The following is a 16,313-nucleotide window of genomic DNA, read 5'->3' as shown; positions in this document are numbered from 1 at the left end:
TGACGCGCCCCGTTTTGGCAAGCCCTCAAAGCGCGCCCAACAGCGCGCCGGGCGCAACCGCCGTGACATCCAGCGACCCGGTCGGCGCGACCTCGCCCATGCCCACCACCAGAACCCGCGCCGCTTCCAGCAGATGGGCCAGCCACAGCGCCAGCCCGACCGCGTCGCGTGGGCTGACCGAGGGATGCTCGACCGCATCCAGCACGATCTTGGACGGCGCCCAGACACTGAATTGCCGGTGCTTCATCGCCCAGTCGATCTCGGTCCGGCTGCCGCGCACCACGCAGCGCGGATCGCGGCCCGCCAGCACCCAGGCATTCTGTTCAATGGCCAGCAGGTCGATCCGCCGCTGGGCGGGCGCAATGGCCGAGCGCGGCGCGGGCGTGTCGGCCGCGCCGACGCACAGCACCACCGGATGCGCCCCCGCCCCCATCCGGTCCAGCCATTGCGGCAGCGCCGGATCGGCGATGGCCGCGTTCGACAGGAAGACCACCAGCGGATGATGCAGTGCCTCCTGTTCGGGATCAGCCGGCTGCACCAGCCGCGGCGCATCGGGGCGGCGGTCGCGCACGATCTCGACGCCCAGCGCACCGGGCCCGCGATCCAGCTTTTCCACCCGCACGAAGGCGCGCATCGCCTGCGGTTCGGCCAGGATGCGCTCCGCGATGCGTTCGGCCAGCGTTTCCAGCAGGTTCAGCCGTTCGCAGGACAATTCGGCGGCAATCGCCTCGGCGATGGTGTCATAGGACAGCACCCGGTCGACATCATCCTCCAGCGGCCCGGGATGGGGACACACCTCGACCACCACGTTGAACCGCACGCGCTGGGTGGTGCCGCGCTCGGGCTGGAAGGCACCGATCTCGACCTCGACCACATGATCGCGCAGCGAGATGCGGTCGCGCATCGGCCGCGCGGGATCCAGCGCCGCCGCCCGTTCGGACGGGTGGGTAAAGGCAAGGCGGATATCGTCGCTCATGGGGCCTCCGGGCAGATCCTTTGGCCCCTGATACGCCGGATCGGCCGCCGGGGACAGCCCCGGCGCGGCAGGGCAGGACCCGCAAGCGACCATGCAGGGCCGGCGTGGCGTGTCAGTTCTGCGCCACCTGTGCCCCGGGCTGGCGATAGAAATGATGCACCCCGATGGTGGCGGTGCGCGGGAAGGCGCTGGCCCAGCGCGGCTGGACGGCCTTGGTATGGTAATGCGTCGCCCCGCCGGTCAGCGGGCGGGGCGCGCCATCCAGCATGACCCGGGCGATCTTGCCCATCCGCTGGTAGGCGGCGGACTCGCGGATCACCTCGGCGCGCCCGTCGCAAGTATAGCTGAACTGGCACTGGTAGCGCTTGCCCGTGCCCTGCCGGATCACGCCGCAGACCGAGTCCGGATAGGCGGGCGAGGCGACACGGTTCAGGATCACCTCGGCCACCGCGAACTGGCCCTCGACGCTTTCGCCGCGCGCCTCGAAATACAGCGCCTCGGTCAGGCATTGCCATTCATCGCCGCCACGGGCCGAAGGCTGGGCCGCCAGCCAGGCCGTATCGTAACGGGGCACGACCCCGCCCCGGCGATCGGCCTTGCGCGCGGCCAGCCGCTTGATCCGGCGGTCGTCCACCGCCTTCAGCGCGCGCCGCTCGACGCCCAGCAGACGGGCCATGTTCTCGCCCATCACCGCCGTCGGATCGTTCGATTGCGACGCGGTCACCTCGGCCTCGGCGCCCCCGGCAGAAAACACAAGTGCGGCCGCAAGACCTGCGGCCCGGACAGTTACGTTACTCATTCTTCCCCCAACCCTGGCGTGGCCCCTCGGGGCAACGGGGCAATTCGTTAACGCGAGAGTGCAGCGAAGTCCACCCCTGTTGCCGGGAAGCAACAGAATGCCGCACAAGGTATATCAGCATGTTAGACGAGACGGCATGTGCACAGCTCAGGAGCGTAGCCCAAGGGGCTGATCGTCCGCACCCCCTCGATCGGCATGAACCTGCTCACCAAGCGCCAGTTGCGCCGCCGCAAGCCGGGCCACGGGCACCCGGAACGGCGAACAGGAAACGTAATCGAACCCCGCCGCACGGCAGAAGGCGATGGATTCGGCATTGCCGCCATGCTCGCCACAGATCGACAGCGTGACCCCGGGCCGGGCCTCCCGGCCGCGCTCGGCCCCAATCCGCAACAGCTCGCCCACCCCCTCGGCATCGAGGATATGGAACGGGTCCTCGGCAAACACGCCCTGCTTGACATAGGACCCCATGAACCGGCCCGCATCGTCGCGCGACAGGCCATAGGTCATCTGCGTCAGGTCGTTCGTCCCGAAGCTGAGAAAGGCCGCATGCTGCACGATATCACCCGCGCACAGCGCCGCGCGCGGCGTCTCGACCATGACACCCAGCCGATAGTCGAAATCCACCCCACGCTCGGTGCGCACGGCGGCGGCCAGCGAATCGATCCGGGTCTTGACCAGTTCGACCTCGCGCATCGCCGAGACCAGCGGGATCATGATCTCGGGCACCACCGGATCGCCCTGGCGGCTGGCCTCGATCGTGGCCTCGAAGATCGCGCGCGCCTGCATGTCGTAGATCTCGGGAATGGTGATCCCCAGCCGAACCCCGCGCATGCCCAGCATCGGGTTGAACTCGCTCAGCGCCTGAACCCGGCGCTGCACGTCCGAAACCGGCATCCCCAGCGCCTCGGCCAGATCCCGCACGCCCTCGCGCGATTGCGGCAGGAACTCGTGCAGCGGCGGGTCGAACAGCCGGATGCAGACCGGCAGCCCTTGCATGATCTCGAACAGCCGCTTGAAGTCGGCCCGCTGCATCGGCAACAGCCGCGCCAGCACCGAGGCGCGGTCCTGCGCCCGGTCGGCAAAGATCATCTCGTGCATCACCGTCAGCCGGTCGGCCTCGAAGAACATGTGCTCGGTCCGGCACAGCCCGATCCCGTCCGCGCCGAAGCGGCGCGCCATCTGGGCATCGGCGGGTGTGTCGGCATTGGCACGCACGCCGATGTCGCAGGCTTCCTCGGCCCAGCCCATCAGCGCCTGGAACGCGTCGTCCAGTGCCGGTTCCAGCATCGTGACCGGCCCCAGCAGCACCTGCCCGCTGGTGCCGTCCAGCGTGACGATGTCGCCCTCGTGCAGCTTGTGGCCGCCCGCGGTGATCAGCACCCCGTCGCGCCGGTTCAGCCGCATGTCCGAGATGCCCACCACGCAGGGCACGCCCAACCCCCGCGCGATCACCGCCGCATGGCTGGTCATGCCGCCCCGTTCGGTCATCACGCCGGCGGCGGCGTGCATGCCGCGGATGTCCTCGGGCGTGGTCTCGCGGCGCACCAGGATGCAGGGCTCGCCGCGCGCCGCGCCGGCCTGCGCCGCGGCCGAGCCGAACACCAGCCGCCCCGTCGCCGCGCCCGGGCTGGCCGCGATGCCATGCGCGATCACATGGCGCGGCCCGGCCGGATCGACCTGGCTGTGCAGCAATTCGCTGACCGCGCGCGGCTCGATCCGGCACAGCGCCTCTTCGCGCGGGATGATCCCCTCATCGGCCAGCATCACCGCCATGCGCACCGCCCCGCGCGCACTGCGCGGCACCCGCAGCGCGTCCAGCACCCACAGCCGACCGGCCTCGATGGTGAAGTCGATCCGCATTTCCTCGCGCAGGTTCAGCCGGCAGGTGTCGCCATAGCGGCGCAGCCGGGCGACGAGGTCGGGGCAGCGGTCCTCCAGCGCCGCGCCGCGCGGATCGCGGGTCAGGAACAACGCCCCCTCGCGGGCCGAGATCGCATCCCGCCCCTGGCTCTGGGGCAGGTAGCGGCCCACGATCCGGTGCTGGCCCGTCACGCTGTCGACGAACTGGATCACGCCCGAGCCGCTTTCGCCCGGCCCCACGCCCAGCACCATCGCCTGCACAAGCATGCCCAGCCCGGCCTCGGCCGGCGCCCCCTTGGCCTGGCGCAACAGCCGCGCGGTCGTGCCCTCCCAGGCCCGCGCCATCGAGCGCAAAACCTCCAGCAATTGCCTCCCCGGATCCTGCGGAAAGGGGTCGTCGGTCTCCTCGGCATAGGCGTCGAGTGCGGCGCGCAGCGCATCCCGCGACGGGGCCTCGGGCTCGAACATGTCGGGGTCCAGCCGCGCCACATGCACCGCATAGGCCTGGATGAAGCGCAGGTAGAGCGCGTTGGCCGCCGTCTCGCCATGGGTCGAACACAGCGCCGCATGGCGGCTGTCATTCATGCCGATGTTCAGGATCGAGGCCGGCCCGCCCCAGTCCTGGTTCTCGGAACTTGGCCGGACCGAGACCAGCGGTGCGGCGCCGAAGACCGCCAGCAGCGCCGCCACGTCGGGCAGCGCGCCCTGGGCGATCCGGCGCACCGCCTCGAAGGACAGCGCCACAGTGCGCGGCACCGGCAGGTCCATCCGCACCAGTCGCTGCAGGCACTTGGCGCGCGCACCATGGTGGTCCGCGGCGATGTCGGCCTCGGGCGTTATCTCGGTAAATTCAATGTTCTCCGCGCCTTTCTGCACCGCAGCGTCCTTTTGCTTCTCCGCAGAATACGCCCATCCCCGCGGCTGGCAAGCGAAGCTTGAGGAAACGCTACGCCCCCTCGATCCGGGTCAGGTCGGCCACCGCCAGACAGGTGGCACGGATGCGGTGCAGCAGGTTCAGCCGGTTGCGGCGCAGGATTTCGTTCTCGGCATTGATCTGCACGGCCTCGAAGAACGCGTCGATCGGCGCGCGCAGCGCGGCCAGCGCGGCCATCGCGGCGGCGAAATCCTCGCGCGCCATCGCAGGCCCGATCGCAGCCTCGGCGGCGTCAAGCGCGGCAAACAGCGCCCTCTCGGCCGGATCCTCGGCGAATTTCGGATCGGCGCCGAAAGAGTATTCCACCCCGTCCTTCGCCTCGGCCTGGGTCAGGATGTTGTTCGCCCGCCGGAACCCCTGGACAAGGTTCTCGCCATCCTCGGTCCTGAGGACGTCGTTCAACGCCTCGGCCCGGCGGACCAGAAGCGTCAGGTCGTCGGAATTCGGCATGGCGAGGCAGGCGTCGATGACGTCATGTCGGATGCCCTGCTCGCGCAGGTGGACCTTGAGGCGGTCGTGGAGGAAGGAGAGGAGGTTCGCGACCGCACCGCTGACATCAGCACCAATGGCTTCCGCCGCAAATGCAACCAAATCAACGCCCGCGTCAGAGCCGGCCTTGATTGAGCCTTCGAAGCGTTCCCGCGCCTCGTCTGCAAGGCTATCAGGGACACCAACATCCTTTAGTCCGGTGATTGCATCTGCCGTTTGAAGCTTGGATTTGTAATAAAGAGCGACGCAGTTGGCAGCAACGCCCACCGAAGCGGGGTAGAAAATCGGCAGCCGCACCCCATTCCCCAACACCAACCGAATGACCCCCAGCGCCGCCCGGCGCAGCGCAAAGGGATCCTTCGAGCCGGTGGGCTTCTCGTCGATGGCCCAGAACCCGGTCAGCGTGTCGATCTTGTCGGCCAGCGCCACGGCGACGGAAACGGGCTCGGTCGGCACGGCGTCGGACGGGCCCAGCGGCTTGTAATGCTGCTCGCAGGCCGCGGTGATCTGGGGGGGCAGGCCCGCCGCCTCGGCGTAATACCGGCCCATGATGCCCTGCAATTCGGGAAACTCGCCCACCATCGCCGATTGCAGGTCCAGCTTGGCAACCCGCGCCGCCTGTGCCGCCTGATCGGCATCCGCGCCGACCAGCGGCGCGATCTCGCGCGCCAGCGCCTCGATCCGGGCGATGCGGTCGGCCTGGCTGCCCAGCTTGCCGTGGAACGTCACCTGTTCCAGCCCCGCGCGCCAGTCCGCCATGCCCGCGCGCGCCACGGCCAGGTCATTGCCCCAGAAGAACGCCGCATCCGACAGCCGCGCGGCCAGCACCTTGCCGTTGCCCTTCAGGATGGTTTCGCCATGATCGGCCGTTTCGCGGTTCGCGACTGTCACGAAGCGCACGATCCGGCCCGATTTCGGGTCGCGCACGGAAAAGAACTTCTGGTGCTCCCTCATCGAGGTCTGCAGCACTTCGGGCGGCAGGTCGAGGAACGCGTCCCGGATCGGCCCCATCAGCACCACGGGCCATTCCACCAGCCCCACGACCTCGGCCAGCAAGCCGCGATCCTCGACCAGTTCCAGCCCCTGGGCAAAGGCCGCATTGGTGCCCGCGTGCCAGATGTGATCGGCGCGCTCGTCCTGGTCCAGCATCACGAAGGCGCGCTTCAGCTTCGCCTGATAATCCTCGACACCGCTTACCCGGAACGGCTCGGGCGCCATGAAGCGGTGGCCGCGGGTGACATCGCCCGCGCGGATGCCGTCCACCTCCAGCGGCACCACCTGCGCCCCGGCCTCGTCGGTCAGAAGACACAGGATCGACTGCAAGGGCCGCACCCAGCGCAAGTTGCCCGCCCCCCAGCGCATCGACTTTGGCCACGGGAAATTGCGGATCGTCGCCTCCAGCACCTCGGCCACGATGTCCGCGGCGGGGCGGCCGGGTTTTTCAAGGATCGCGATCCAGACCTGCCCCTTCTTGTCGTCGCGCGCCTGCAACTGATCCTTCGTCAGCCCGGTCGAGCGCAGGAACCCCTCCAGCGCCTGCTCGGGCGCATCGACCCGCGGGCCCTTGCGTTCCTCGCGCAGGTCCGGGCTGCGCCCCGTCAGCCCCTCGACGGCGAGGGTCAGGCGGCGCGGCGTCGACCAGGCGCGGGCGGCGGCATAGGTCAGCCCCGCCTCGACCAGCCCGTCGGTCACGCGCTTTTTCAGCGCCTCGCGCGCATCGGCCTGCATGCACGCGGGAATTTCCTCGGAAAACAGTTCGATCAGAAGATCGGGCATGGGCTGTCCCTATTCGGCCGCGGCCGACGCGTCGCCCGTCCAGCCGCCTGCATTGGTCTCGACAAAGGCATCGGCGCAGCGTTTCGCCAGCGCGCGCACCCGCCCGATATAGGCCTGCCGCTCGGTGACAGAGATCACCCCGCGCGCGTCCAGCAGGTTGAAGAAATGGCTTGCCTTGATGCACTGGTCATAGGCGGGGTGCACCATGATGATCCGCTTGCCGGTCCGCGGATCGGTCTGGGGATGATCGAGGATGCGGACGCATTCCGCCTCGGCCGCCTCGAAGAAGTCCAGCAGTTTCCCGGTATCGGCCACGTCGAAGTTCCAGCGCGAGTATTCCTCCTCGGTCTGGCGGAACACGTCGCCGTATTTCAACGGAATGGGCGCTTCGGGGTCGTTGAAGGGCATGTCCATCACATGGTCGATGCCCAGCACATACATCGCCAGCCGTTCCAGCCCGTAGGTCAACTCGCCCGAGACGGGGCGGCAATCATGCCCGCCGACCTGCTGGAAATAGGTGAACTGGCTGACCTCCATCCCGTCGCACCAGACCTCCCAGCCCAGCCCCCAGGCACCCAGCGTCGGGCTTTCCCAGTCGTCCTCGACAAACCGGATGTCGTGATAGTCGAAGTCGATCCCGATGGCGGCGAGCGAGCCCAGATAAAGCGCTTGCAGATCGGGGGGCGAGGGTTTGATAAGCACCTGATATTGATAGTAATGCTGCAACCGGTTCGGGTTCTCGCCATAGCGCCCGTCGGTCGGCCGGCGCGAGGGCTGGACATAGGCCGCGGCCCAGGGGCGGCTGCCCAGCGCGCGCAGCGTGGTCGCAGGATGGAAGGTGCCCGCGCCCACCTCCATGTCATAGGGTTGCAGGATGGCGCAGCCCTTCCCGGCCCAATAGGCCTGAAGCCGCAGGATGATCTCCTGGAAACTGCGCGGTTTGCCGTCGCTCATGGCGCATGGGCCCCTTTGCCGGTGAAGATGGGGCCTCAATAGGAAACAGGTGCAACAGGGTCAATCGAACCTGCGCGCCTGACAGAGGTTTGTCGTGCATCGCCCGGTCGCTTTGCTACGGTCCCACGGTGATTCGCATACGGGGGTATGGCCGTGGGACTGATGGAGTTTCCGGGACTTATGAAGAGATTTGTTGCCGTTCTGATGCTGATGATCGCCACCGCCCTGCCCGGCTGGGCGCAGGATCCTGTCTGGGTCCAGATCGAGGCCCACCCCACGCTGAACGAGGCCGAGTACCGCGCCCGGAGCTATGCCGGCAGTTTCGGAAATGTCGGCGCCTTCCGGCTGACATCGGGTTGGTACGGGATCGCGCTTGGCCCCTATGACCGGCCCGAGGCCGAGGCGGCGCTGCGCCAGTTGCGCGGCATCGGGTCGATCCCACGCGACAGCTTCGTGTCGGACGGGGGCGATTTCAGCCAGCAGGTCTGGCCCGTGGGCGCCGCCTTGCAAAGCCCGCAACCGCCCGCCGAACCCATCGCCCCCCCCGCACCGACGGACCTGCCCGACGAGACCCGGGCCGAGGCGCTGCAATCCGAACGCGCGCTCGACCGCGACGGTCGCGCGCTGATCCAGACGGCGCTGCAATGGAAGGGCCACTACAATCAGGCGATCGACGCCTCATTCGGGCCGGGCACGCGCAACGCCATGGCCGCCTGGCAGGCTGCCGAGGGGTTTGACCCCACCGGAGTCCTGACCACCCGGCAGCGCGCCACGCTGATCGCCGCCTATCAGGCCGAGATCGGCCGCCTGGGCATGGCCGCGCTCGATGAACGCGAGGCCGGCATCCGGATCGAGATGCCGCTGGGCCTGGTCGAATTCGACCGCTACGAACCGCCCTTCGTCCATTTCCGCCCGCGCGGCGACAGCGGGGTTCGGGTGCTGCTGATCAGCCAGCGCGGCGATCAGGCGACGCTGTACGGTCTTTACGACATCATGCAATCGCTGGAAATCGTGCCGCTTTCGGGCTCGCGCGACCGCGATGCCACCTCCTTCACGCTGACCGGCCGGAACGAACGCCTGCAATCCTACACCTATGCCCGGCTGATCGGCGGGGCGGTCAAGGGCTTTGCGCTGGTCTGGCCCGCGGCCGAGGATGAACGGCTGATGATGCGCGCCGCGATGACAATGCGCGAGACGCTTGAATCTGTGCCCAGTGCCGCGCTCGACCAGACCATGGGCGAGGCCAGCCCCGAACAGCGCGCCGACATGCTGGCCGGGCTGGAAATCCGCAAGCCGGACGAGACCCATACGGGCTTCTTCGTCGATGGCAAGGGCACGGTCCTGACCACCGTCAAGGGGCTTGAGTCCTGCAACCGCATCACCATCGGCCATGATGTCGAGATGCGCCTGACGGCCAGCGAGTCCGCGCTGGGACTGGCCGTGCTGAAACCCACCGTGGCGCTGGCCCCGATCGACTTTGCCAACTTCCAGGCCCGGGTGCCGCGGCTGCGCTCGGACGTGGCGGTGGCCGGCTTTTCCTATGGCGAGGTGCTGGACCTGCCGGTGCTGACCCAGGGCATGCTGGCCGATCTGCGGGGGCTGAACGGCGAGGACGGCATCGCCCGGCTGGAGATCGAGGCGCTGCCCGGCGATACCGGCGGGCCGGTCTTCGATGCCGCGGGCGCGGTTCTCGGCGTGCTGCTGCCTCCCGCCGAAGGGGCGCGGCAATTGCCCGGAAATGTGCGCTACCTGGCCGATATCGCCTCGGTCGGCGCCTTCCTGTCCGAGAACGGCATCGAGATGCGCGCCTCCGAGGCCGAGGGCGCGCTGCCGCCCGCGCTGCTCTCCCGCCGCGCGGCCGACATGACGGTGCCCGTATCGTGTTGGAACTAGGGGTTATCAGGCGCGCCAGAACTGCGTGGTCAGGATCACGAAGACCGCCAGCAGTTCCAGCCGCCCGATCAGCATAGTGACCGACAGGATCCATTTCGCCGGGTCGTTCAGCCCGGCGAAATTGCCCGTCGGCCCGATATGCTCGCCCAGCCCCGGCCCGATATTGGCCAGCGCTGTCGCAGCCCCCGACAGCGACGTGGTCGCATCCAGCCCCGTCGCACTCAGCAGCACCGCGGTCAGCCCCAGCGTGACCACGAAGAACACGAAGAACGACATCACCGAGGACAGCACGTCGTCATCCACCGGCTGCCCCTCGAATCGCGGCTGGAACAGACCGTGCGGGGCGTGGATCGCCTTGATCCGCACCCGGATCGCCGAGAACAGGATCTGGTAGCGGAACACCTTGACCGAACAGGCGGTCGAGGCCGAGCAACCGCCGATCAGCCCGATGAAGAAGAACACGATCATCGGGAACGAGCCCCAGAGCTGATAATCGGTGCTGGCATAGCCCGTGCCCGAGATGATCGAGACAACATTGAAGACGCCCTCGCGGAAGGCATGCTCGGCATGGTCCTCGTTGATCAGGACACGATAGACCGCCATCAGCAGCACGAACCCGAAGATCAGGGTCAGATAGGTCCGGATCTGGCTGTCGCGCCACAGTGGCCGCGACTCGCCCGCCATGAACTGCACATAGCGCACGAAGGGCAGGCTGGCGAGGATCATGAACACGGCCGCGACATATTCCGCCGCCCCCTGGAACGCCCCGAACGAGGCATCGCGGGTCGAGAATCCGCCGGTCGCCATCGTGGTGAGCGCATGGTTCAGCGCATCGAATGGATCCATCCCCGTCGCGCCATAGGCAAAGCCGCAGGCAATGGTCAGCGCGACATAGATCCACCAGATCTGCGAGGCGATCTGCGCCGCGCGCGGCAGCACCTTGCCCGAGGTCTCGAACGCCTCCGAGCGGAAGATCTGCATCCCCCCCACCCTGAGTTCCGGCAGGAAGGCCATCGCCACGACGATGATCCCGATGCCGCCGAACCATTGCAGCATCGAACGCCACAGAAGCGTTCCATGCGGCAACTCGTCGAGGCCGGAAAACACCGTGGACCCGGTGGTGGTCATCCCCGACATCGCCTCGAAAAAGGCATCCACCGGCCGGGCATCGGGCAGGCCCAGCACGAAGGGCAGCGCCCCGAAGACCGGCAGCACCAGCCACACCCCCGAGGTCAGCAGAAAAGTCTGTTGCAGCGTCAGCCGGTCCCCGACCCCGTTGGCGCAGGCCAGCGCGACCAGGCCGCCGGTCAGCCCGGTGACGATCGCAGCTTCCAGGAAGGCCCGCCAGTTCGGGTTCCCCGCCGCCATGTCCACAACCATCGGCAGCAGCATGGTCGCGCCCAGAACGGCGACCAGCAGGCCGATCACATATCCGACGGGACGCAGATCAAACATGACGCGCAGGCTTGGCCGGGCGAGTCATGGCTGTCAAGCGGCGCCTCAGCCGTGATGGATCAGGGTTGCGAACAGCTTGGGGTCCAGGCTTTCGGCCGCAAAGGTCGGCCCCTCTGTCAGGACGCTGACCGCGTCATGGCTGTGCAGGCTTTCCTGATGGCTGGCCACCACGCGGAAATCGCCGATCCGCGGATCGCGCTCCAGCGCCTCGCAAAACAGCCGGGCGGCATCCTCGACAAAGATGGGATGGGCCGCATTCAGTTCCGCGAATGCCTGCTCATCCTCGCGCTTGACCATGACCTGGGTCTCGGTCGGCACCGCAGAGCGGCACAGCTCGATCAGGTCCTCGAACCACAGGCAGGGCGCCGCCGCAGCCAGCACCACCGAGATCCGCGCCACCGAGCGTTGCGAATGCGGCGTCGCCAGTTGGCCCCGTTCGCGGCGCGCATGTTCGGAAAGTTCAAGCGAGCAGGGGCAGGTCGAGGAATACACATAGTCCATGTGCATGATCTTCCTGACCACACCGGCCTGTTCCACCAGTTCCAGCGCGAAGTCGTAATACTGGAATCCTTCAAGTCCCGAGCGCAGCGAGCGGACCTTCATCGGGAACGAGAACCGCATCAGGATGCGCGCGTCGAAGCTTTCGAGGTCGGCCTTGTAGCTGTCCAGCGCCGCCTCGATCACCTCGAAGCTGAAGGTCCGTTCGGCATGCGCATAAAAGCTGCGCATGATGCGGGACATGTTGATGCCCTTCTTCTCGGCCTCCAGGCTGACCGTGCCCGTGACCGAGGTTTCCAGCGTCAGATCGCCATTGTCGCGGGTTTGGAACCGGATCGGCAGGCGGAAATTCGAGATGCCGACATGCTGGATCGGCCGCTTCGCGCCGCGGATCAGGCTGGCGGGGCCGTTCTGCAAATCGGGCATGGTGGCCTTGTAGGCGTCGTCCGCCTGAAACCCATGGGGATAGGCGCGGCTGAAGGCCGGATAGCCCCCCGCCGGACGGCCCGCAACCAGCGCGGCCAGCGCGGGATCGGCCGTGGCCAGGTCCGACTCGGATGCCGCATCCGCCCAGCGGCGCAGGATCTCCAGCGCGCGTTCGGCCTCCTCGCGCCCGGGCCTTGCGTCGATCTTGCGGTTATGGACATTCATCTTCGGCCCCTCCCTTTCGCATCCATCGTATCCGACTGGGACTAAAGATGGGCGCCTGCGGCCAAATGTCCACGGCAAATGGCGGTTTTTTGCCGCGCGCCCCGATCAGACCGCATCCAGCGCGGATTTCAGGTCGGAAATCAGATCGTCCGGGTCTTCCAGCCCGACACTCAGCCGCAGCAGACCCGGCGAGATGCCCAGCGCAGCCTTGCGATCCTCGGGCAGACGCTGGTGGGTGGTGGTGGCGGGATGGGTCGCGATGCTCTTCGCGTCGCCCAGATTGTTCGAGATCCTCCAGATTTCCAGCCGGTCGAGCATGTCGAAGGCCGCCGCCTTGCCGCCCGCAAGCTCTATCGCCAGCACCGTGCCGCCCTCGGGGAACAGCGCGTGCTGCGGGTGGCTGTCGAGCCCGGGATAGATCACCCGCGACAGCCGCGCATCGCCGTCCAGCGCTTCGGCAATCGCCCGCGCGCCCGCCGCCTGCGCCCGCACCCGCAGATCCAGCGTCTCCAGCCCCTTGAGCATCACCCAGGCATTGAACGGGCTGATCGCGCCGCCGGTATGCTTCATATAGGTCTCGACCGGCCCGCGCACCATGTCGCGCGGGCCGAGGATCATGCCGCCCAGACAGCGGCCCTGCCCGTCCACATGCTTGGTGGTGGAATAGACCACCAGATCGGCGCCCTGGTCGATGGCGCGCGAAAAGACCGGCGTGGCAAATACGTTGTCCACGATCACCCGGGCCCCCGCCGCATGGGCGATCCGGGCCACGGCGGCCGTGTCGATCACCTCGAGCGTCGGGTTCGAGACCGCCTCGAAGAACACCGCGCGCGTGCGGGGCGTGACCGCCGCGCGCCACTGGTCAAGGTCGGTGCCGTCGACGAAGACCACCTCGACGCCGAAGCGGGGCAGGATCTCCTCGAGGATATAGAGGCACGAACCGAACAGCGCGCGCGCCGCCACCACCCGGTCGCCCGCCCGCAAGCTCGCCATCAGCGCGCCATTGACCGCCGCCATGCCGGACGCGGTGGCAAAGCCCGCCTCGGCCCTCTCGATCCCGGCCAGCCGGTCCTCGAACATCGCCACGGTTGGGTTGCCGTAGCGGGTATAGATGAACTCGTCCGGCCCGGCCTCGAGAAAGCGTGCCTCGGCCGCGCCCGCGCCGGGATAGTCGAAGCCCTGGGTCAGGAACAGCGCCTCGGACAACTCGCCATACTGGCTGCGCCGCGCCCCGCCATGCACGCCTTGCGTCCGCTTCGACCACTTGCCCGCCATCGCCCGCGCCCTCCGCGCGAAGAAAAACCCCACCGGCCAAGACGTCGGAGGCTGGGCCCTGACCTCTTTAGCGGCATGTTTAACGTGGCCCGCAATTCGGTGAACAAATCGCCACGGTGGCGCATCTGGTAGGCCGTCGCGCAGCATGCGTCAAGCCGGGCGGCACCCGCTCAGGCACCGTCCTTCTTCTTGCCCTCGGTCCCGTATCTCTCGAACAGCTTGCCCTGCGCCATGAAGAAGACGAAGATCGCGATGGTCAGGCCGAAGGTCTTGAAGTTGACCCACATATCGGTGGACATCGTGCGCCAGATCACCTCGTTCAGCACCGCAAGCCCGGCGAAGAACGCGGTCAGCCGCCGGGTCAGGATCACCCAGCCCGCCCGCTGCATCGGCATCACCTCCTCCATCACGAATTGCAGGTAGGACTGCCCGCGCAACAGCCCCACGCCCAGCACCCCCGCGAACAGCGCATAGATGATCGTCGGCTTCATCTTGAAGAAGCGTTCGTCGTTCAGCCAGACCGTCAGCCCGCCGAACACCACGACCAGCACCGCCGTCGCGACCTGCATCTTCGAGATATGGCCCGTCAGCCGCCACAAAAGACCCGTGGTCAAGAGGATCAGCGGGATGAACCCCGCGGTCGCCAGCACGAAACCGTCATAGTCCGTTCCCGCGATGGTAAAGACCTTCTCGCGCAGCATCAGATAGGCGACGAAGAAGGCCGCGATCGGGCCAAGCTCCAGCGCCAGTTTCAGGCCGGGATTGATCGGTTTCCTGTCATCCATCGGGCGTCAGCCTCCCATCTCGACGATCACGGCACCTGCCGCGATCAATGCCATCAGCGCCAGCCGCCGCGGCCCGACCGTCTCGCGCAGCACCAGCCAGCCGATCAGCGCCGCAAACACGGTCGAGGTCTCGCGCAGTACCGCCGCCTGCCCCACCTTGTCCAGCCGCGTCGCCAGCATGACCGCGCCAAAGCTGAAGAACGCCAGCACGCCCCCCGCCAGCCCGCGCAGCATCAAGGGCCCCAATGCAGGCCGATGCGCCATCCGTGCCCAGCGCGCGGCGGCCAACCAGGGCATCACCGTCAACCCGTCGATGAAGAAGAACCACGCCAGAAAGGTGAACGGATCCGCCGTGGCCCTTATGCCATAGGCGTCATAGGTGGTGTAAAGCGCCACGAACCCGCCGGTCAGCAGCGCCAGCATCAGAGCCGGTTTCAGCGTCTCGCGGTCCAGCTGCCAATGGATCAGGTTATAGGCCGCCAGCCCGAAGATCCCCGCCAGCAGCACCGCCACCCCCAGCCACTGGACCGGGGTAAAGACCTCGCCGAACAGCAGCCAGCCCCCGATCACCGTGAACAGCGGCCCGGTCCCGCGCACCACCGGATAGACCACCGTATAGGCGCCGCGCGAATAGGCATGGCCCTGCGCGATCTTGTAGCCCAGATGGATCACGAAGACCCAGGCAAAGATCGGCCACATATGCGGCTCGGGCCAGGGCACCACGAACAACGCCAGCGGCGCCGCAATCGCGCCATAGCAGAAATCGATCGCCCCGCGCGACAGCCAGGGATCGTGCCGCCCCTTCTGCAACGCGCCAAAGACCGCGTGCAGCACGGCCGCCAGCAGCGCCAGCAGCACCGCGACCCGGTGCCCGGTCCCGGTTCCCTCGATCGAGATCAGCCAGTCGGTCATCGCCGGCCCTGACGACCCCTAGGCATCCAGCCCCGCCAGCGCGCGCGCGAAATCCTCGGGCTCGAAGGGGGCCAGGTCGTCGATCTGCTCGCCCACCCCGATGGCATGGATCGGCAGGCCGAACTTGTCGGCCAGCGCCACCAGAACGCCGCCCTTGGCGGTGCCGTCCAGCTTGGTCATCACCAGACCCGAAACATCCGCCAGCTTGCGGAAGATCTCGACCTGGGTGACCGCGTTCTGCCCGGTGGTCGCATCCAGCACCAGCAGAGTGTTATGCGGCGCGGTCTCGTCGCGCTTGCGGATCACGCGGACGATCTTTTCCAGCTCCGCCATCAGGTCCTGCCGGTTCTGCAACCGCCCCGCCGTGTCGATCAGCAGCAGATCCGCGCCCTCCGCCTCGGCCCGCGCCATCGCGTCAAAGGCCAGCGAGGCCGGGTCCGTGCCCTGCGCCGCGGTCAACACCGGAACGCCCGCGCGCTTGCCCCAGACCTGCAACTGCTCGACCGCCGCCGCGCGGAACGTGTCGCCCGCGGCGATGATCACCGACTTTCCCGCCGCGCGGAACTGGCTCGCCAGCTTGCCGATCGTCGTGGTCTTGCCCGAGCCGTTGACGCCCACGACCAGCACCACCTGCGGTTTCTTCGGGTAAAGCGGCATCGGCCTTGCCACGGGTTGCATGATCCGGGTGATCTCGTGCGCCAGAAGCTCCTTGATCTCCTCGACCGACAGCCGCTTGCCGAACCGGCCCTCGGCCATGTTCGCCGTCACCCGCATCGCGGTATCCACCCCCAGATCAGAGGTGATCAGCAGTTCTTCCAGGCTTTCCAGCATGTCGTCGTCCAGCTCGCGCCGGATCACCGTCTTCTTGCGGATCGTGCGGCCCAGGACGCGGCCAAGGAACCCGCGGCGCGGCGCCTCCTCCTCTTCCTCGACCTCCTCGACGACCCCGCCCCGCTCCAGCGCCTCCAGCGCCGAGACGCCGCGCTCATAGGGCATCTCGACCGGGCCTTCGGGCGGCGGCACCTCCTGCGGAGTCCAATCGGGCAGTTCGACAGG

General features: G+C 67.7%; 12 protein-coding genes and 1 riboswitch. Of the genes, 1 reads left to right on the top strand and 11 read right to left on the bottom strand.

The annotated features are described in order from the left end of the window. Positions 1-25: 25 nt before the first annotated feature. From ENN83_RS05070 to ENN83_RS05050, 5 genes are all read right to left on the bottom strand, one after another. Complete coding sequence (locus tag ENN83_RS05070; protein WP_287184795.1) at positions 26-976, bottom strand: dihydroneopterin aldolase; 951 nt, start codon at positions 974-976, stop codon at positions 26-28. Positions 977-1,088: 112 nt separating this feature from the next. Beyond that, positions 1,089-1,775 (bottom strand): cell wall hydrolase, encoded by a 687-nt coding sequence (locus tag ENN83_RS05065; RefSeq protein ID WP_287184792.1) that lies wholly within the window; start codon positions 1,773-1,775, stop codon positions 1,089-1,091. A gap of 147 nt (positions 1,776-1,922) precedes the next feature. Further along, the gene (locus ENN83_RS05060) at positions 1,923-4,511 is read right to left on the bottom strand and encodes a putative PEP-binding protein (RefSeq protein ID WP_287184789.1); all 2,589 of its coding nucleotides are present in this window, start codon (positions 4,509-4,511) and stop codon (positions 1,923-1,925) included. 70 nt (positions 4,512-4,581) lie between these two features. After that, complete coding sequence (gene glyS, locus ENN83_RS05055; protein ID WP_287184785.1) at positions 4,582-6,834, bottom strand: glycine--tRNA ligase subunit beta; 2,253 nt, start codon at positions 6,832-6,834, stop codon at positions 4,582-4,584. Positions 6,835-6,843: 9 nt separating this feature from the next. Continuing rightward, the gene (locus tag ENN83_RS05050) at positions 6,844-7,788 is read right to left on the bottom strand and encodes a glycine--tRNA ligase subunit alpha (protein ID WP_287184781.1); all 945 of its coding nucleotides are present in this window, start codon (positions 7,786-7,788) and stop codon (positions 6,844-6,846) included. 180 nt (positions 7,789-7,968) lie between these two features. On the opposite strand from ENN83_RS05050, the gene ENN83_RS05045 reads away from it, so the two are divergent. Beyond that, positions 7,969-9,681 (top strand): serine protease, encoded by a 1,713-nt coding sequence (locus ENN83_RS05045; RefSeq protein WP_287184779.1) that lies wholly within the window; start codon positions 7,969-7,971, stop codon positions 9,679-9,681. Between the two features lie 6 nt (positions 9,682-9,687). Here the strand turns inward: ENN83_RS05045 and ENN83_RS05040 are convergent, their stop codons facing one another. The 6 genes from ENN83_RS05040 to ftsY all read right to left on the bottom strand — a co-directional run. After that, a complete protein-coding gene (locus tag ENN83_RS05040) occupies positions 9,688-11,136 on the bottom strand; it encodes a TrkH family potassium uptake protein (RefSeq protein WP_287184777.1) in 1,449 nt (482 codons plus the stop codon). Positions 11,137-11,181: 45 nt separating this feature from the next. Further along, on the bottom strand, positions 11,182-12,285 hold the full coding sequence (gene folE2 / locus ENN83_RS05035) for a GTP cyclohydrolase FolE2 (RefSeq protein WP_287184775.1): 1,104 nt from the start codon (positions 12,283-12,285) through the stop codon (positions 11,182-11,184). A 105-nt stretch (positions 12,286-12,390) separates the two neighbouring features. Next, positions 12,391-13,560: an aminotransferase class I/II-fold pyridoxal phosphate-dependent enzyme gene (locus ENN83_RS05030; RefSeq protein WP_287184773.1), complete on the bottom strand. Its 1,170-nt coding sequence runs from the start codon at positions 13,558-13,560 to the stop codon at positions 12,391-12,393. A 46-nt stretch (positions 13,561-13,606) separates the two neighbouring features. Next, positions 13,607-13,685: riboswitch (SAM riboswitch) on the bottom strand. Between the two features lie 45 nt (positions 13,686-13,730). Then, entirely contained in the window at positions 13,731-14,345 is a 615-nt protein-coding gene (locus tag ENN83_RS05025) for an inner membrane-spanning protein YciB (RefSeq protein WP_287184772.1), read from the bottom strand. A 6-nt stretch (positions 14,346-14,351) separates the two neighbouring features. Further along, on the bottom strand, positions 14,352-15,257 hold the full coding sequence (locus ENN83_RS05020; protein WP_287184770.1) for an EamA family transporter: 906 nt from the start codon (positions 15,255-15,257) through the stop codon (positions 14,352-14,354). A gap of 18 nt (positions 15,258-15,275) precedes the next feature. Then, on the bottom strand, positions 15,276-16,313 hold a 1,038-nt coding region (ftsY, locus tag ENN83_RS05015; protein ID WP_287184768.1), incomplete at its 5' end, for a signal recognition particle-docking protein FtsY.

This window comes from Rhodovulum sp. (assembly GCF_011048875.1).
In the GTDB taxonomy this organism is placed as follows: domain Bacteria; phylum Pseudomonadota; class Alphaproteobacteria; order Rhodobacterales; family Rhodobacteraceae; genus Rhodovulum; species Rhodovulum tesquicola.
Note: the sequence above shows the minus strand (reverse complement) of the source record. Positions and strands in the feature narration are given on the sequence as shown.

Bases quoted from the DNA above. Each gene is read 5' to 3' on its own strand.
- ENN83_RS05070 (WP_287184795.1), bottom strand. From the start codon at position 976: ATGAGCGACGATATCCGCCTTGCCTTTACCCACCCGTCCGAACGGGCG.
- ENN83_RS05065 (WP_287184792.1), bottom strand. From the start codon at position 1,775: ATGAGTAACGTAACTGTCCGGGCCGCAGGTCTTGCGGCCGCACTTGTG.
- glyS (WP_287184785.1), bottom strand. From the start codon at position 6,834: ATGCCCGATCTTCTGATCGAACTGTTTTCCGAGGAAATTCCCGCGTGC.
- ENN83_RS05050 (WP_287184781.1), bottom strand. From the start codon at position 7,788: ATGAGCGACGGCAAACCGCGCAGTTTCCAGGAGATCATCCTGCGGCTT.
- ENN83_RS05045 (WP_287184779.1), top strand. From the start codon at position 7,969: ATGAAGAGATTTGTTGCCGTTCTGATGCTGATGATCGCCACCGCCCTG.
- ENN83_RS05040 (WP_287184777.1), bottom strand. From the start codon at position 11,136: ATGTTTGATCTGCGTCCCGTCGGATATGTGATCGGCCTGCTGGTCGCC.
- folE2 (WP_287184775.1), bottom strand. From the start codon at position 12,285: ATGAATGTCCATAACCGCAAGATCGACGCAAGGCCCGGGCGCGAGGAG.
- ENN83_RS05030 (WP_287184773.1), bottom strand. From the start codon at position 13,560: ATGGCGGGCAAGTGGTCGAAGCGGACGCAAGGCGTGCATGGCGGGGCG.
- ENN83_RS05025 (WP_287184772.1), bottom strand. From the start codon at position 14,345: ATGGATGACAGGAAACCGATCAATCCCGGCCTGAAACTGGCGCTGGAG.
- ENN83_RS05020 (WP_287184770.1), bottom strand. From the start codon at position 15,257: ATGACCGACTGGCTGATCTCGATCGAGGGAACCGGGACCGGGCACCGG.